Origin of the sequence: Fodinicurvata halophila (assembly GCF_042651425.1) — a bacterium.
GTDB classification, from domain to species: Bacteria; Pseudomonadota; Alphaproteobacteria; order Kiloniellales; family DSM-21159; genus Fodinicurvata; species Fodinicurvata halophila.
Window position 1 is genome coordinate 246,055 of record NZ_JBHSCW010000007.1, and the last position, 15,799, is coordinate 261,853.

The window sequence follows — 15,799 nt, forward strand, 5'->3', positions numbered from 1 at the left end:
AAGGCAATCCGGTCCTGCCGTTTGGCATGAGCCCAGCTTGACCGCCTGCGCCAGGGCGCTTGCCGCCCCGACCCGCTGCTGGGTTGGACACCTCAGCAGCATGAGGCCACTGCTTGTGTATTAACGACTATTCTTCCGTCAGCAGGCCGCGCAGCTCGTAGAGCAGCTCCAGGGCCTGGCGGGGGGTGAGGTCGTCGGGGTTCGTCTCCCGCAGGCGCTCGGCGAGTGGAGCGTGCGGGTCGGGGCCTGGCTCGGCCAGGCCCGGCGCCTTCGTCTCCGCCGCGGCGAAGAGCGGCAGGTCGTCGGCCAGGCGGGCGAGCGCGCCGGCCTGCTCGCCCTGCTCCAGGGTTTCCAGCACCTCCTGCGCGCGGGTCAGAGCGGCCTGGGGCAGGCCGGCCAGGCGGGCCACGTGGATGCCGTAGGAGCGGTCGGCGGCGCCCGGCCCGACCTCGTGCAGGAAGACCACCTCGCCCTGCCACTCGCGCACCTGCATGGCGTGGCAGGACAGCGCCGCCAGGCGCGCGGTCAGGCGTGTCAGCTCGTGGTAGTGGGTGGCGAACAGCGCGCGGCAGCGGTTGACCTCGTGCAGGTGCTCGACACAGGCCCAGGCGATGGACAGGCCGTCGAAGGTGGCGGTGCCGCGGCCGATCTCGTCCAGGATGACCAGGGCGCGCGGGCCGGCCTGGTTCAGGATGGCCGCCGTCTCGATCATCTCGACCATGAAGGTGGAGCGCCCGCGCGCCAGGTCGTCGGCGGCGCCGACGCGGCTGAACAGGCGGTCCACCGTGCCGATGACGGCGCTCTCGGCCGGCACGAAGCTGCCCATCTGGGCCAGGATGGCGATCAGCGCGTTCTGGCGCAGGAAGGTGGACTTGCCGGCCATGTTGGGGCCGGTCACCAGCCACAGGCGGCTGTCGTCCTGCAGGGCGCAGTCGTTGGCCACGAAAGGCCCCTCCTGCGCCTGGCGCAGGCCGGCCTCGACCACCGGATGGCGCCCGCCCGTCACCTCGAAGCGGCTGCTCTCCTCCACTTCGGGCCGGCACCAGCCCTCGTGCCCGGCCAGCTCGGCCAGGGCGGCGGCCACGTCGATCTCCGCCAGGGCGCGCGCCGTCGCGGTGACGGCCTCGGCCTCGGCGAGGGTGGCCTCCACCAGCTCGCCGAACAGCTGCATCTCGAGCGCCAGAGCCTTGTCGCCGGCCGACAGGATCTTCTTCTCCAGCTCCGACAGCTCCACGGTGGTGTAGCGCACCGCGCTGGCCAGGGTCTGGCGATGGATATAGCCGGCCTCGGGCCCGTCGGGCATGCGCCCGGCGTTGGCGCTGGTCACCTCGATGAAATAGCCCAGGACGTTGTTGTGCCGGATCTTCAGCGAAGAGATGCCGGTGTCCTCGGCGTAGCGCGCCTGCAGCCCGGCGATCAGTTGCCGGCTCTCGTCGCGCAGGCGCTTCAGCTCGTCCAGCTCGTCGGAATGGCCGCTCGCGATGAAGCCGCCGTCGCGCGCCTGCAGCGGCAGCTCGTCGCCCAGCGCCCGGCCCAGTCGCTCGGCCAGAGCCTCCTGCCCGCCCAGGCTGTCGCGCGCCCGGGCCAGCTCGTCCGGCAGCGCGTCGACCTCGGCCAGGTGCTCCTCAACCGCAGCGGCCACGCCCAGCGCGTCGCGCACGGCGGCCAGGTCGCGCGGTCCGCCGCGGCCCAGCGACAGGCGCGAGAGCGCGCGTTCCACGTCCGGGCTGCGCTTCAGGCTGGCGCGCAGGTCGGCGCGCAGGTTGTTCCCTTCCAGCAGGTGGGCGACGCTTGCCAGTCGCGCCTCGATCCCGCCAGCGTCGGTCAGGGGTGCCGCCAGCCGGGCGGCCAGCAGGCGCGCGCCAGCGCCGGTGACCGTGCGGTCGATGGTGGCCAGCAGGCTGCCGGCCCGGCCGCCCTCGGCGCCGCGCATGATCTCCAGGTTGCGCCGCGTCGCCGGGTCGATCTGCATCTGCCCGCCGGCCCCGGCTGGGCGCGGCGGCTGCAGGTGCGGGCGCTTGCCCTTCTGGGTCAGCTCCAGGTAGTCCAGCAGGGCGCCGGCCGCGGCGATCTCGGCGCGCGAGAACTCGCCGAAGGCCGCCAGCGTGCCCACCGAGAAGGCCTCCTCCAGCCGCCGACGCGCATTGGTGCTGTCGAAGCGGCTGACCGGCAGGGGCGTCAGGCGCGGGCACCATTCGGCCAGGGCCTCGGCCAGCGGGCCGTCGCGCTCGGCCAGCTTCTCCGAGAGCAGCAGCTCGCCCGGCTCGACCCGCGCCAGGGCGGCGCCCAGGCCATCGGGCCCCACCGTCGTCAGCGTGAAGTCGCCGGTGGAGATGTCCAGCCAGGCCAGGCCCAGCGCCCCGCCGGCCTCGGCCAGCGCGGCCAGGTAGTTGTGGGCGCGCGCATCCAGCAGCTCGTCCTCGGTCAGCGTGCCGGGCGTGACGATGCGCACCACCTCGCGCCGCACCACGGACTTGGCGCCGCGCTTCTTCGCCTCGGCCGGGTCCTCGGTCTGCTCGCAGATGGCGACCTTGAAGCCCTTGCGGATCAGGCGCGCCAGGTAGCTCTCGGCCGAATGCACCGGCACACCGCACATGGGAATGTCCTCGCCCGCATGCTGGCCCCGGCGGGTCAGCGCGATGTCCAGCGCCGCCGCCGCCTGGGCCGCGTCGTCGAAGAACAGCTCGTAGAAGTCCCCCATGCGATAGAACAGCAGGCAATCGGCATGCGCCGCACGGATCTCCAGGTACTGCGCCATCATCGGCGTGGCCGCGGCAGGGCTGTCTTCGGCGGTCTCGGCGGAACGTTCGGACACGGGCGCTCGGGCGATCGTCAGGTGAAGGGAAGCGGTGCCACCCTTCTAGCGGAGATGCCGGAGTCACGCCAGTGGGGAAGGCGGGCGGTGGGACTTGGAAGGCGCGAACGACACCGCCTGGCCCAGCTCCTTCGAGGCTACGCGCTCACGCGCTCCGCGACTCAGGATGAGGATACTTTTTATCTTTTATTATCAGTTAGATAAAACCTACCTCATGCTGAGGTGCTCGACCCGAAGGGGCGTGCCTCGAAGCACCTTGGCACCGGCGGCGGGGCCTGGCGTCTAGGCTTGCGTCACCTGCTCCACTCCGACCCGGCAAAGCGTCTTGCGCGCGTCCTCGAAGCTGGAGAATTGAGAGAGGTGGATGCGGACGTCGGCGCCCTCCAGCAGCTGCCCTGTCGCTTGTGATGCCTGGCTGAGTCCGAGGCCGCCGGCGCGCAGGGTCCGGGTCATCTCGACCTTGTTCAGGCCCTGTTTCCACCCCCCGAGACAGAGATCAACGCCGCCTGAAGCGAAGGCGTCTCTCCGATAGATCCTGATCATCGCTTTTCACCTCGCTGAAGGCACCATTTTGCAAGTTTGCGGGACGCTTGGGAAAGCCCCAACCAAAAACGGCAACATATCAAAGCATACGTGCGAGAGCATACGCTCCTGCAAGTTAGGGCGTGATACTGGAAAATGTCATGCAACTGCATTACATTGAGAACAGGCTTGCCTGCACCCGTCATTCAGGAGGGATGGTCATGGCACACAACTTCCTGGTCCAGAGTGGCGTCGACCCTGAACAGCATGCGGCCTGGTTTCGGGCCAGGGTGCATGAAGCCCTGCAGGATACACGCCCCGATCTTTCGGAAGAGGAGGTGCAGCGGCACTTTGCCCGGCGCCGTGCAGACGCTTTGCGGCGTGACGAACCTTGAAGCGCAGAAATGTAGGCAGTGGGGTCTGGTGAGCGGCACCGGCGGTGCCGGCATCCTTCGAGGCTCACTGCGTTCGCGCCTCAGGATGACGCCTTTTTTCTTTAATTTCAACTCACTAACCGACGTCATGCTGAGGTGCCCTGCCGACAGGCAGGGCCTCGAAGCACCTTGGCACGGGCGGTCGGGCCTAGAAAAAACGCTAACCGCACCGCCTGGCCAGGCTCCTTCGAGGCTCGCTACCGCTCGCGCCTCAGGATGAGGTCATTTTTATATTTTATGACCAGTTAGATAAACCCACCTCACCCCTCGATCACCCGCATCGGCGGGCGCCCCACGCTGTAGTAGTCCAGCCCGGCGGCGTTCATTTCCTGGGGCGTGTAGACGTTGCGCAGGTCGACGACCACGGGCTGGGCCAGCAGGTGCTTGACCCGGGCCAGGTCCAGGCCGCGGAACTCGTTCCATTCGGTCAGCAGGACCAGGGCGTCGGCGCCCTCCAGCGTGGCGTAGGCGTCTTCCTGCCAGGCGACGTCGGGCAGCAGGGGCTTGGCGTTGTCCATGCCCACGGGGTCGAAGGCCTGGACGGTGGCGCCGGCCTGCTGCAGCGCCGGGACCAGGTCGAGGGCGGTGGATTCGCGCACGTCGTCGGTGTTGGGCTTGAAGGTGACACCCAGCAGGCCGATGGTCTTGCCCGACAGCGCGCCGCCGCAGGCCTCGGCCACCTTGTCGGCCATGGCCGCCTTGCGCGCCTCGTTCACCGCCACCACGGCCTCGACGATATGCTGCTGGGCGCCGGCGTCCTGGCCGGTCTGGACCAGGGCGCGGGTGTCCTTGGGAAAGCAGGAGCCGCCGAAGCCCGGGCCGGCGTGCAGGAACTTGGGCCCGATGCGCCCGTCCAGGCCCATGCCGCGGGCCACGTCCTGGACGTTGCCGCCCACCTTCTCGCAGAGGTCGGCGATCTCGTTGATGAAGGTGATCTTGGTGGCCAGGAAGGCGTTGGCGGCATACTTGATGACCTCGGCGGTCTCCAGCCCGGTGATCACCATGGGCTTCTGCAGCAGGGCCAGGGGGCGATAGAGCGTCTGCAGCAGCTCGGCCGCGCGTTCGCCCTCGACGCCCAGGATGACGCGGTCGGGGCGCAGGAAGTCCTCCACCGCCGCGCCCTCGCGCAGGAACTCGGGGTTGGACGCGATCTCGAAGTCCAGCTCGGGCCGGCGCGCGCGGATGCGCCGGGCGATCTCGCGCCCCGTGCCGACGGGCACCGTGGACTTGGTGACGATGACGGTGAAGCCCTCCAGGGCATCCGCCAGCTCGTCGGCGGCGGCATGGATGAAGGACAGGTCGGCGCGACCGTGCGGGTCGCTGGGCGTGCCCACGGCCAGGAAAACGGCGTCGGCGTGCCTGACCGCCGTTTTCAGCTCGGTGGTGAAGTGCAGGCGCCCGGCCTTGACGTTGCGCGCCACCAGCGGCTCCAGCCCCGGCTCGTAGATCGGGATCTGCCCGTCCTCCAGCGCCGCGATCTTGTCCGCATCGCGGTCCAGGCAGGTGACGTTCCAGCCGAATTCCGAAAAGCAGGCGCCGGAGACCAGGCCCACATAGCCGGTGCCGATCATGGTGATGTTCATGGACGAGACGTTCCCTTCATGGCAGAGGGCCTGCGACAGGCCGGTCGAATCGCCTGCTTTTTACGCCGCTCGGGCGGCGGAGGAAAGGGGGTGGTTGTGGCAGGGCTGTGCCGGTGCTTAGAGGCATGCCCCTTCGGGCCATGCTCCTCAGCATGACGCCGGTTTTGTGCGGGTTTTGGCAGGAAACAATAAGTGATGGCGTCATCCTGAGGCTGCGCGCAGCGCACTCGAAGGGTCGGCCACAAGGTCAGGCCGCTCCGTTGGCATTCTCCCCAGCCCAACCGTTTCACCAATGCATTGCAGCCCGTAACGTTACGCGCTACACTTCGTGCCATGATCATCGGCTTTCGGCACAAGGGCCTGGAGCGCTTCTATCGCACCGGCTCGACCCGCGGCATCCAGGCCACGCACAGTAGAAAGCTTGCCATGATACTGGCGATGCTCGATGCCGCGAACGAACCGAAGGACTTGAACCAGCCCGGCTTGCGTCTGCACCCCTTGAAAGGGGCGTTGAAAGGTCACTGGTCGGTCTGGGTGAACGGGAACTGGCGGGTCACCTTCCGGTTTGTCGGAACGGATGTCGAGCTTGTCGATTATCAAGACTATCACTGAGGACTGACCCATGATGCACAACCATCCCCATCCGGGCGAGATCCTGAAAGAGACGGTGTTCGAGCCACTGGACCTGCCCGTGACCGAGGCCGCCGAACGGCTGTCCATGTCGCGCGCGGCCCTGTCCCGGGTGTTGAACGGCAAGGCCGGGATCAGCCCCGACCTGGCGGTGCGCCTGGAAATGGCGGGCGTCAGCACGGCGCGCTTCTGGATCAACCTGCAAGCCAACTACGACCTCTGGCTGGCGCAGCAGCACAAGCAGCCGCCTGTTCGGCCCTTGAAAGAGACAGCCGCCTGAGCGCGGGGGTGTTGAGGGGGACTGAGCCCGGTCCAATCGCCTGTGCCGGGATGGTTCGAGGCCTTGACTGGCGTCAAGGCACCTCACCATGACGCCGGTTTTTTGCTGGCTTCGACGTAACACAAAAAGAAATGGCGTCATCCTGAGGGCCGCCGAAGGCGGCGTCTCGAAGGATCGGCGGCTTGCACCGGCCCCAACGGCCCCCGTTTGCCCCCACTCACCTCCTGCACTACCCTGCCCGGCCATGACCCACCAGCGAGGCTAGGCATGACTGACAGCCGCGAGGCACAGATCACACAGGCCTGCGAGACCGCCGCGGAGGGGACGCAGTTCGTGCTGTTCCGCGGCGGGTATCGCGAGCTGCCGGTGGTGCGGCTGCCGCTGGAGCTGCCGCTTTATCGGCCGGAGAACGGGCGGATCATCAGCGAGCTACAGGCGCTGTTGGCGCGCAAGGGCTGGACGGGCGAGGCCTTTCGCCGCGACGTCGCCGCCGACTGGGTCCAGGGTGAGCTGCACGCCCTGTTGCTGGAGCTGGCGCGCGACGCACGCGGGCCGATCTATCAGGAGCTGGCCGCCCAGGCGCAGCAGACCGAGCCGCTGCTGATCACCCGCAGCGGTCTGGTGGTGAACGGCAACCGGCGCCTGGCGGCCATGCGCGCGCTCCATGCCGAGGACCCGCGGCGCTATGCCGGTTTTGCCCGGCTGCGCGCGGCCGTCCTGCCGCCCGAGACGACGGACGCCGACATCGAGTATGTGGAATCCGCCCTGCAACTGGCACCCGAGACCAAGCTGGCCTATAGCTGGACCAACCGGCGCCTGAAGCTGCGCCGCCAGCGCGACGAGCTGGACCTGCCCCTGGACGCCATTCTGGAGAGCTATCGCCTGCCCGACCAGGCGGCCCTGGAGGTGGAGCTGGAGGAGCTGGCCCTGGCCGAGCGCTATCTGGCCGACTATCTGGGCCGGCCCGGCGCCTATGCCGAGATTGCCGACGACGAGGCCGGGGAGCTGTTCGTCGCGCTGACCCAGCGGCTGAAGGCGCTCAAGGGGCCGCTGCGCGAGGCTTGGCTCTGGGCCGGCTTCGCCATGATCCACACGCGCGGGGAGGCGGGGCAGAAGCTGTTGAACGGCTTTCCCTTCGCCGAGCCGCAGCCGGAGTGGGCGCCGCCCCAGGCGCTGTTCGAATTGGCGCAAGCGGAAGGGCTGGCCGACAGCAGCCAGGCGGAGCTGACGCCAGAATTGTCACAGCGCCTGGCCGATCTGCTGTGCCAGCCTGAGGTGGCCGAACGCTGCGCGCAACAGCTGGCCGACAGCCTGGACCAGATCCGCATCGACGCCAACCGCCAGGCCATGCCCGAGAAGCTGCTGAAGAACCTGCAACAGGCGCGCAAGTTCGCCGAGCGCCTGGAGCCCGAACGCCTCAGCCCGCGCCAGAAGGCGCGCATCGGCAGCGAACTGGCCGCCGTTCAGTACCACAGCCGCCGCTTCCTCGAGGCCCAGGCCGACGCGCCACCCCCGGTCTCGCCCCTGTGGCGCAAGCTGAGGAAGCTGCCGGGCCTGCCGGGCCGACTGCTGCGCGGGCTGCGGGGTGGGTAGGGGGTTGGCGCCCGGCCGGACCGGCGGTACCGAGGTGCTTCGAAGGCCTGACTGGCGACAAGCCGCCTCGACAGGACGTCTATGGGTGTACCTGAAATGACTCTGTTTCTGCCCGCCCGAACTCACAAGCCCGGCTTGTAAATGGCTGTTTGCTTGGGTAGGCTAATCCGATAGGTTGCAAATAAGGTGGATACCCTAAAATTTTAAAGGGTATTTTCTGTGTATTCTGTTCATTATATCAGGGGACCCAATGGAGATTGCGGCGCTGGCCATTCCCGAGGTCAAGCTGTTGACGCCCAGGAAGCACGGCGACGATCGGGGGTTCTTTTCCGAGGTCTATAACAAGAAGGTTCTGGCCGAGGCGGGGATCGACATCGACTTCGTCCAGGACAATCACACCTGGTCGGTCGAGGCGGGCACGCTGCGCGGCCTGCATTTCCAGGCGCCGCCCTTTGCTCAGGACAAGCTGGTGCGCGTGGTGCGCGGGTCCATTTTCGACGTGGCGGTGGACCTGCGCCGCGGCTCCCCGACCTTCGGCCAGTATGTCAGCGCCACGATTTCGGCCGCGGCCTGGAACCAGATCCTGATGCCCATCGGCTTCGCCCACGGGTTTGTCACGTTGGAGCCCGATTGCGAGGTGCTCTACAAGGTCAGCGATTACTACGCGCCCGAGCATGACATGGGCGTGGCCTGGAACGACCCCGACATCGCCATCGACTGGCCGCTGAACGGCCGTGACGCAAAGCTGTCCGAAAAGGACAGGAAATTGCCTCTTCTGAAGGACCTGCCGGAGGTGTTTGTTTATGACGACTGACACGCGGAACGTGCCAAATCGAAAAGGAGATATTGCGTGAAACTGCTGGTGACAGGCGGGGCGGGCTTCATCGGCTCGGCCGTGGTGCGGCATTTCGTGGCGCAGGACGACGTCGAGGTGGTCAACGTCGACAAGCTGACCTACGCCGGCAACCTGGAGTCCCTGGAGCCCGTGGCCCACCTGCGCGGTTACAGTTTCGTCCAGGCCGATATCTGCAACACACCGGCGATGCAGCGCGTCTTCCGCCAGCATCGCCCCGATGCGGTGCTGCACCTGGCCGCCGAGACCCACGTGGACCGCTCCATCGACGGCGCCGCCGACTTCCTGCACACCAATGTACAGGGAACCCACGTCCTGCTGGACACGGCGCGCGCCTATTGGAGCGAACTGGAGGAGGCGCAGCGGAAAGCCTTCCGCTTCCTGCACGTTTCCACCGACGAGGTCTATGGCGCCCTGGGCGACGACGGGGCCTTCACCGAGGGCACGGCCTTCGCCCCCAACTCCCCCTATGCGGCCAGCAAGGCGGCCGCGGACCACCTGGTGCGCGCCTGGCATCGCACCTATGGCCTGCCCACAGTGATCACGAACTGTTCCAACAACTACGGCCCCTATCAGTTCCCCGAGAAGTTGATCCCGCTGATGATCATCAGCGCGCTGGAGGGCCGCGATCTGCCGGTCTATGGCCAGGGGCGCAACGTGCGCGACTGGCTGTACGTGGACGACCATGTGGAGGCGCTGGAGCGCGTGCTGCTGGCCGGCCGCCCGGGTGAGACCTATAACATCGGCGGCGATGCCGAGCGCCGGAACCTGGAGGTGGTGCAGGGGCTCTGCCGCCTGTTGGACGAGTTGGCGCCCGATACCTCGGGCCAGAGCCATGCCGAACGCATCCGCTTCGTCACCGATCGCCCTGGTCATGATTTCCGCTATGCCGTCGATGCCGGCAAGCTGCAAAGCGAGCTGGGCTGGCGCCCGCGCCACGATTTCGAGGATGGCCTGCGCAGCACGTTGGCCTGGTACCTGGAAAACCGCGACTGGTGGGAACGGGTGCGCGACGGCAGTTACCAGGGTGAGCGGTTAGGTATGGGCAACATGGAGCGCACGGCGGGCATGCAATGACGGCAGAGGTGCGTCCCGTCCTGATCGTTGGCCGCTCCGGCCAGGTGGCGACGGCCCTGCTGCGGGCCGCCTGGCCCGCCGGCCTGCGCCCGGAGGCGCGCGGGCGGATGGAGCTGGACCTGACCGACCCGGCGGCGGTTCAGGCCGCCGTGGCCGAGCGGCCCTGGGCGGCGGTGGTCAATGCCGCCGCCTATACCGCGGTGGACCAGGCCGAGAGCGAGGCCGAGGCGGCCTATGCCCTGAACCGCGACGGGCCGGCGGCCCTGGCCCGGGCCTGTCGGGCGGCGGGCCTGCCCCTGATTCACATCTCCACCGACTATGTCTTCGACGGACAGAAGGACGGCGCCTGGCAGGAGGACGATCCCATCAATCCGCAGTCCGTCTATGGCGCCAGCAAGGCGGCGGGCGAGGTCGAGGTGCGCGCCACCCTGCCCCAGCACGTCATCCTGCGGACTGCCTGGGTCTTTTCCGATAGCGGCCACAACTTCGTGAAGACCATGCTGCGCGTGGGCGCCGAACGGGACGAGCTGCGCATCGTGGACGACCAGCGGGGCAGCCCCACCGCGGCCGACGACATCGCCGCGGCCACCGTCACCATCCTGGAGCGCCTGCTGTCCGGACGCGGCGCCTACGGCACCTTCCACTTCGCCAACAGCGGCACCACAAGCTGGTACGGCTTTGCCCAGGCGATCTTCGAAGAAGTGGCGGCGCGCGGCCAGAACGTACCGCGGCTGACTCCCATCCCCACGCGCGACTATCCCACCCCGGCCGCGCGGCCCATGAATTCGGTGCTGGACTGCCGCCGCATCGCACAGACCTATGGCATCACCCCGCGCCCTTGGGCGGCGGCGCTGTCCGACACGCTGGACAGCTTGTTGCCCGAGCCGGCGGCGGCCCAGAGTCCGGCAATACAGACCACGAAAGGAGCAAGATGAAGGGCATCATCCTGGCCGGCGGCGCGGGCACGCGCCTGCACCCCGTGACCCTGGCGGTTTCCAAGCAGCTGTTGCCCGTATACGACAAGCCGATGATCTATTACCCGCTGTCGACCCTGATGCTGGCGGGGATACGCGAGATCCTTGTCATCTCCACGCCCCAGGACCTGCCCCTGTTTCAGCGCCTGTTGGGGGACGGGGCGCAATGGGGCCTGTCGTTCAGCTATGCCGAACAGAGCGAACCGCGCGGCCTGGCCGATGCCTTCATCGTGGGGCGCGACTTCATCGGCGGCGAGTCTTGCGCCCTGGTGCTGGGCGACAACCTGTTCTATGGCCACAGCCTGACGGACACCCTGCGCCGCGCCGTGGGCAACCAGGCCGGCGCCACGGTGTTCGCCTATCACGTCAGCGAGCCTCAGCGCTATGGCGTGGTGGAGTTCGACGATAACAACCGCGCGATCTCCCTTGAGGAGAAGCCGGAACAGCCGCGCTCGAACTGGGCGGTAACCGGCCTGTACTTCTATGACAACCGGGTGGTGGACATTGCCGCCGATCTGAAACCCTCGGCCCGCGGCGAGCTGGAGATCACCGATGTCAACCGCCGCTATCTGGAGATGGGCGAGTTGAAGGTCGAACGCCTGGGCCGCGGCTATGCCTGGCTGGACACCGGCACGCACGATTCCCTGTTGGAGGCGGCGGAGTTCGTGCGCACCCTGCAACACCGTCAGGGGGTTCAGATCGCTTCGGTCGAGGAGGTGGCGCGCTATCAGGGTTTCATCGATTGATGCCAGTTCCGGCTTACGTGGTGTATACTGCTGTGCAGCACCCGGGGTACGTCTCCATGCGGCCCCTGTTTATGTGGCGTGGGCGCGCGACAGAATAATCATGCCGAAACGCTATAAGATCCTGAAAACCCGCTGGGCGCGCGACCTGTTCTATCAGACGAAGTTCGCGGTGCAGCGCTATGGCAATCCGGACTTCGTGCCCCGCGTTCACATCCCGGCCGTCACGAAGGTGGTTTGGGTGACTCACAGCAAGTTCGCGACCCTGGCCTCCAGCAACATGCGGGGGCAGCAGCTGGCACAGATCGCGCAGGCCCACCTGGGCGAAGACTACGATATCGACTGCATCGACGAGCGGGGTGCCAAACTGTGCCGTGACAGCGTGCTGTTCCTGACCAAGGGGTACCTGAAGAAGGCGACCTTGCAGGACGTTCACGACCTGAAGCGCAACAACAACATTCTCTGCGCCGACTTCCTGGACGATCCCGAACGCCGGGAACTGTCGGACCACATCGATGTCTATATCGCCTCGTCCATCGCGCAGTTGCAGTATTACATGAACTGGTGGCCGGACCGGATGGTACACCTGGTGACCCACCACGTGGATCCGGCCATCGAAGGCCTACACGCGCAGCAGGAGCACTTTCGCCTAGGCTATTTCGGCGACGCCGACAACGCCCGCCACCGTGACCGTCTGATCGATCTGGTGGATTTTCATTTCCTGGACAACCGGGATATGAACGGGACGTGGCGCGACCACCTGCCCGACTACAGCATGCATTATGCCGTGCGGCAGGGGCGGCGCGCGAGCAGTTTCAAGCCCTTCCTGAAGGGCTTCACGGCGGCCGCCTGTGGCGCCAACATCCTGGTGTCGGTGCAGGAGAACGATGCCATGCATTACCTGGGCCGGGATTATCCCTGGCTGGTGGCGGACAGCGACCTGGCCTCGGTTCGCGCCCTGGCGGAGCGGGCACGAGAGGAGTTTGGTGGCCCCGAATGGCGCCGCGGGCTGCAGGTGATGGAGAGTCTGTGCCCCAGCTTCGCACCCGCCACCGTGGCGGGACAGATCCGCAGCCTGTTACAGAATCTGTAGGAAACAGCGGACATGGCGCGCATCTGTTTCATATCACATACGGCCCAGGTGGATCGCCCCCTGGACGACCCTTCGACGCGCTATCGCTGTTACCACTCGGCTGAGGTGCTGCAGGCGCAGGGCCATGCCTGTCACGTAACCTCCCTCCACGCCTTCCTCCGCGCGCCGCAGTTCGACCATGACCTCTATATCTTCCACCGGCCGGAAGGCAGCGAACCGCAACTGCCCGACCTGGTGGCCGGACTGCGCAGCCTGGGCCGGCAGGTAAGGGCCGATTACGACGACCTGATCTTCGGCGGACGGGACATTGCGCTCAATTCCCCCTTCGTGCGCAGCCGGGGCAAGGACCCGGACCGCATCATCGTCCGCTATCGCAGAAATCTAGATGTTCTCCACCTGTTCGACCGGGTGACGGTTTCCACCGAACCCCTGAAGGACCAGGTGCTGGCCCATCATCCGAACGCCCAGGTGGAGGTGCGGCCCAATTTCATCCCTCCCTCCCTGCTGAAACGCGCGGAGGAGGCAGGCTGGTACAAACGCAATCGGCCGGTGCGGCGCATCGGCTATTTCGCCGGCACCAAGGGGCACAGCCGTGACTTCCGTGTGGCGGAGCATGCGCTACGCTATTGTCTGGGGCGCGAACCGGACACGCGCCTGTTGATCGTGGGGCCCGTAGACCTGTCTTTGCGCCTGCGCTGGCACCGCCGGGTGGAGCGGCAGCCTTTGGTGCCCTATGAGGAGATGTTCGAGCTGATGAGCCACTGCACGGATGTGATCGCGCCCTTGGAGGACACGCTTTTCAACAGGTGCAAATCCAGGGTGAAGTATCTGGAAGCGACACTTGCAGGGTGTCGGCTAATTGCCACGCCTGTGCCGGATATCGAGGCAATTGCTGGAGAGGGGGACATGTTACCAAGGGAGGAAGCTGCATGGTTTATGGCCTGTTGTTTTGCAAAAGGTGCTTCTAGGAAGCGGCCCCAAAAAGGAGGGTTCAAGCATCCGTTGCCCACAACCAGCCAAGCAGCCAAAGATTTCAAGAAAACGTGTGATATTCCAGAAAATGGAAAAGAATGTAATGGTAAATATGTGTAATACAAAATTATCGTATTTAACTATCATAGAAATGATAGGGGTATTCTGTGCCACTGGCATGATATATTAGAAAGTATATAATTATCAAGAAAGTCATAGATAATTTCAATTGGAGGGGACATGTTAAGGAAAAAAATTAAAAAAATACGTAAAATATTATTAAATAAAGATAATACCAAAAAAAATATTAAGTTAATAAGGGATTACTTTGATTCTCATTTTTATTTAGAAAATAATCCTGATGTGGCAGATAATGGAGTCGATCCATTGGTACATTATTGTGAATATGGGTGGCGTGAAGGACGTGATCCAAACGCAGAATTTTCTATACACAATTACATTAATTCTACACCCGGGTATAATCCAGATCAGGGCGACCCATTATTGCATGCAATTAAAAATAACAATTATCCATGTGTAAGAAATAATAATTATGAATATATTATAGTTCCTAATACAGATAAATATATACTTGTTCAATCTTCTTCAAAGCAGTTAGAAGTTATACGACAAAACATTGATGTAGAATTTTATCTCAATCGTTATCCAGATGTTAAGCGCGCCAATACCGATCCAGCTTTACATTATGCAACAATTGGGTGGTTAATGGGATATGATCCATCTCCTGAATTCTCAACGCACCAATATTTGGAAATAAATTCCGATGTAAAACATTTAAAAAATATTAATCCATTTTATCATTATATTCAATATGGGCGCAAAGAAGGCCGCTATAGCGTAGATGTTGCTACTGCAGATGCAATGCAAGCCTTTAATGAGAGTCAACTAGTGTCTGATATTGCCAATGCCATTGCGTTGGAGCCGATGGTGGCCCTGCCTGAGGGGAGTCGTATTCCAGTATCGCCAGTAACCTCGAACAAGCATCTACAGGGTATTCTGAATCGCCTTCGATCTCGCTTTGAAGGATTGAAGTTTACTTACATAATCACTATTCCGCATGTCCGAATGTCTGGCGCTGCCCGGGTGGCCGGAGAATTTGTTCATGCATTGACAAAGGCTCGTCCTGATAAGCGCTTTTTAATTGTCATGACCGAAGCCAGCGATTTCGAGCATCCGGAATGGTTCCCAGAGGATAGCGAATTCGCGGATATTTCTAAATTTTGGTATCAAGATATGCCAAAAGAAGAAAAAGTAAGAGTTCTACTTGACTTAGTGCATGGAGTAGAAGCGCAGGCAGTTATTAATGTTAATAGCCGTTTATTCTGGGATATGTTGGGAATATATGGCCGACAATTGAGCCAGCAAATTTCATTGGGAACGTACCTTTTTACTTGGGAGGAAACATCTCAGAAAACACGTGTTGGATATCCGATCCAATGGTTACGAGAAAGCGTGAATTATTTGGACGCAATTGCCTGCGATAATGGAAGTTTAGCTAATTATGTTGCTGAGCGTTTTGGTTTCGAAGAGCCGAAGTCAAGTCAGGGCGCAGTACATATCCTTCGTATTCCTATGCGAAATGCAGGGGAAACTTTAATTAATAAATCGGCTAGTCGTACGCGGCGTGTCTTGTGGGCGGGCCGTTTTGATCGACAAAAGCGCCCTGATATTCTTCAGGCCATAGCAGCTGCCAGTCCTGACATACAGTTTGATGTTTATGGACGTGCAGTGCTGGATAAGGGGTTAGAGACGCAGCTTGAAGATTTGCCAAATGTGCATTTAAAAGGCGAATTCTCTTCTCTGGATGAAGTGGTGGAGGGTGGCTATGCCGTTTTTCTCTACACTGCTCAGTGGGACGGAATACCTACTATAATACTGGATGCGATCCGTAATGGCTTACCTATAATAGCCCCAGATGTAGGAGGCATAAGCGAAGTAATTGGTCCTAGAACAGGGTGGCTGATTGATGATTTTGAAGACATTGATGCATATATCGCGGCATTGGACCATATTCTGCGAGCTCCTGAAGAGGTAACGGAGCGCGTTCAAGCAGCATATCGGCATGCCCAGTCAATGTTCAATATAGATGCCTATATTCGTTCAGTAGAACTGTTGATGGATCATATTGAATCCGGTAATAAAAAACTCACGAATGCAAATAAAGTATTTTATACTGATAAGCTACAGCGCCATAATGGTTAAACAATAA

Annotated in this window: 14 protein-coding genes; 11 read left to right on the forward strand and 3 right to left on the reverse strand. The window is 63.0% G+C overall.

The genetic code is table 11. From position 1 onward, the window contains the following. Positions 1–127: 127 nt before the first annotated feature. Positions 128–2,761, reverse strand: a complete 2,634-nt coding sequence (gene mutS, locus ACFOW6_RS13385; protein WP_382423012.1) for a DNA mismatch repair protein MutS — start codon at positions 2,759–2,761, stop codon at positions 128–130. A 336-nt stretch (positions 2,762–3,097) separates the two neighbouring features. Continuing rightward, entirely contained in the window at positions 3,098–3,358 is a 261-nt protein-coding gene (locus ACFOW6_RS13390) for a hypothetical protein (RefSeq protein WP_382422888.1), read from the reverse strand. 200 nt (positions 3,359–3,558) lie between these two features. On the opposite strand from ACFOW6_RS13390, the gene ACFOW6_RS13395 reads away from it, so the two are divergent. Beyond that, a complete protein-coding gene (locus ACFOW6_RS13395) occupies positions 3,559–3,732 on the forward strand; it encodes a hypothetical protein (RefSeq protein WP_382422889.1) in 174 nt (57 codons plus the stop codon). Between the two features lie 299 nt (positions 3,733–4,031). Here the strand turns inward: ACFOW6_RS13395 and ACFOW6_RS13400 are convergent, their stop codons facing one another. Next, a complete protein-coding gene (locus tag ACFOW6_RS13400) occupies positions 4,032–5,354 on the reverse strand; it encodes a UDP-glucose dehydrogenase family protein (RefSeq protein WP_382422890.1) in 1,323 nt (440 codons plus the stop codon). A gap of 333 nt (positions 5,355–5,687) precedes the next feature. Here ACFOW6_RS13400 and ACFOW6_RS13405 point away from each other — a divergent pair, with 333 nt between their 5' ends. The 10 genes from ACFOW6_RS13405 to ACFOW6_RS13450 all read left to right on the forward strand — a co-directional run bounded on the left by ACFOW6_RS13405 (position 5,688) and on the right by ACFOW6_RS13450 (position 15,792). Then, positions 5,688–5,966, forward strand: a complete 279-nt coding sequence (locus tag ACFOW6_RS13405; protein ID WP_382422891.1) for a type II toxin-antitoxin system RelE/ParE family toxin — start codon at positions 5,688–5,690, stop codon at positions 5,964–5,966. 10 nt (positions 5,967–5,976) lie between these two features. Then, on the forward strand, positions 5,977–6,264 hold the full coding sequence (locus ACFOW6_RS13410) for a HigA family addiction module antitoxin (protein ID WP_382422892.1): 288 nt from the start codon (positions 5,977–5,979) through the stop codon (positions 6,262–6,264). 267 nt (positions 6,265–6,531) lie between these two features. Further along, a complete protein-coding gene (locus ACFOW6_RS13415; protein WP_382422893.1) occupies positions 6,532–7,857 on the forward strand; it encodes a hypothetical protein in 1,326 nt (441 codons plus the stop codon). A gap of 250 nt (positions 7,858–8,107) precedes the next feature. Further along, entirely contained in the window at positions 8,108–8,671 is a 564-nt protein-coding gene (gene rfbC, locus ACFOW6_RS13420; RefSeq protein ID WP_382422894.1) for a dTDP-4-dehydrorhamnose 3,5-epimerase, read from the forward strand. A 36-nt stretch (positions 8,672–8,707) separates the two neighbouring features. Further along, on the forward strand, positions 8,708–9,787 hold the full coding sequence (rfbB, locus tag ACFOW6_RS13425; protein WP_382422895.1) for a dTDP-glucose 4,6-dehydratase: 1,080 nt from the start codon (positions 8,708–8,710) through the stop codon (positions 9,785–9,787). Continuing rightward, positions 9,784–10,722 carry a dTDP-4-dehydrorhamnose reductase gene (rfbD, locus tag ACFOW6_RS13430; RefSeq protein ID WP_382422896.1) on the forward strand — a complete coding sequence of 313 codons (939 nt, stop codon included), beginning with the start codon at positions 9,784–9,786 and terminating at the stop codon, positions 10,720–10,722. Before rfbB ends, rfbD begins: the two co-directional genes overlap by 4 nt. Further along, positions 10,719–11,507, forward strand: coding sequence for a glucose-1-phosphate thymidylyltransferase RfbA (gene rfbA / locus ACFOW6_RS13435; RefSeq protein ID WP_382422897.1), 789 nt, complete (start codon positions 10,719–10,721; stop codon positions 11,505–11,507). The genes rfbD and rfbA overlap by 4 nt, the downstream gene beginning before the upstream one ends. A gap of 100 nt (positions 11,508–11,607) precedes the next feature. Then, positions 11,608–12,597, forward strand: a complete 990-nt coding sequence (locus ACFOW6_RS13440) for a hypothetical protein (protein ID WP_382422898.1) — start codon at positions 11,608–11,610, stop codon at positions 12,595–12,597. 48 nt (positions 12,598–12,645) lie between these two features. Next, the gene (locus tag ACFOW6_RS13445) at positions 12,646–13,689 is read left to right on the forward strand and encodes a hypothetical protein (RefSeq protein WP_382422899.1); all 1,044 of its coding nucleotides are present in this window, start codon (positions 12,646–12,648) and stop codon (positions 13,687–13,689) included. A 120-nt stretch (positions 13,690–13,809) separates the two neighbouring features. Then, positions 13,810–15,792: a glycosyltransferase family 4 protein gene (locus ACFOW6_RS13450; RefSeq protein WP_382422900.1), complete on the forward strand. Its 1,983-nt coding sequence runs from the start codon at positions 13,810–13,812 to the stop codon at positions 15,790–15,792. The last annotated feature ends 7 nt before the right edge of the window (positions 15,793–15,799 follow it).

Excerpts from the sequence above, each read along its gene's own strand:
- mutS (WP_382423012.1), bottom strand. The coding sequence starts at position 2,761 with ATGATGGCGCAGTACCTGGAGATCCGTGCGGCGCATGCCGATTGCCTG.
- ACFOW6_RS13450 (WP_382422900.1), top strand. The coding sequence starts at position 13,810 with ATGTTAAGGAAAAAAATTAAAAAAATACGTAAAATATTATTAAATAAA.
- ACFOW6_RS13395 (WP_382422889.1), top strand. The coding sequence starts at position 3,559 with ATGGCACACAACTTCCTGGTCCAGAGTGGCGTCGACCCTGAACAGCAT.
- ACFOW6_RS13410 (WP_382422892.1), top strand. The coding sequence starts at position 5,977 with ATGATGCACAACCATCCCCATCCGGGCGAGATCCTGAAAGAGACGGTG.
- rfbA (WP_382422897.1), top strand. The coding sequence starts at position 10,719 with ATGAAGGGCATCATCCTGGCCGGCGGCGCGGGCACGCGCCTGCACCCC.
- ACFOW6_RS13400 (WP_382422890.1), bottom strand. The coding sequence starts at position 5,354 with ATGAACATCACCATGATCGGCACCGGCTATGTGGGCCTGGTCTCCGGC.
- rfbC (WP_382422894.1), top strand. The coding sequence starts at position 8,108 with ATGGAGATTGCGGCGCTGGCCATTCCCGAGGTCAAGCTGTTGACGCCC.
- ACFOW6_RS13440 (WP_382422898.1), top strand. The coding sequence starts at position 11,608 with ATGCCGAAACGCTATAAGATCCTGAAAACCCGCTGGGCGCGCGACCTG.
- ACFOW6_RS13405 (WP_382422891.1), top strand. The coding sequence starts at position 5,688 with ATGATCATCGGCTTTCGGCACAAGGGCCTGGAGCGCTTCTATCGCACC.
- ACFOW6_RS13415 (WP_382422893.1), top strand. The coding sequence starts at position 6,532 with ATGACTGACAGCCGCGAGGCACAGATCACACAGGCCTGCGAGACCGCC.
- rfbD (WP_382422896.1), top strand. The coding sequence starts at position 9,784 with ATGACGGCAGAGGTGCGTCCCGTCCTGATCGTTGGCCGCTCCGGCCAG.
- ACFOW6_RS13390 (WP_382422888.1), bottom strand. The coding sequence starts at position 3,358 with ATGATCAGGATCTATCGGAGAGACGCCTTCGCTTCAGGCGGCGTTGAT.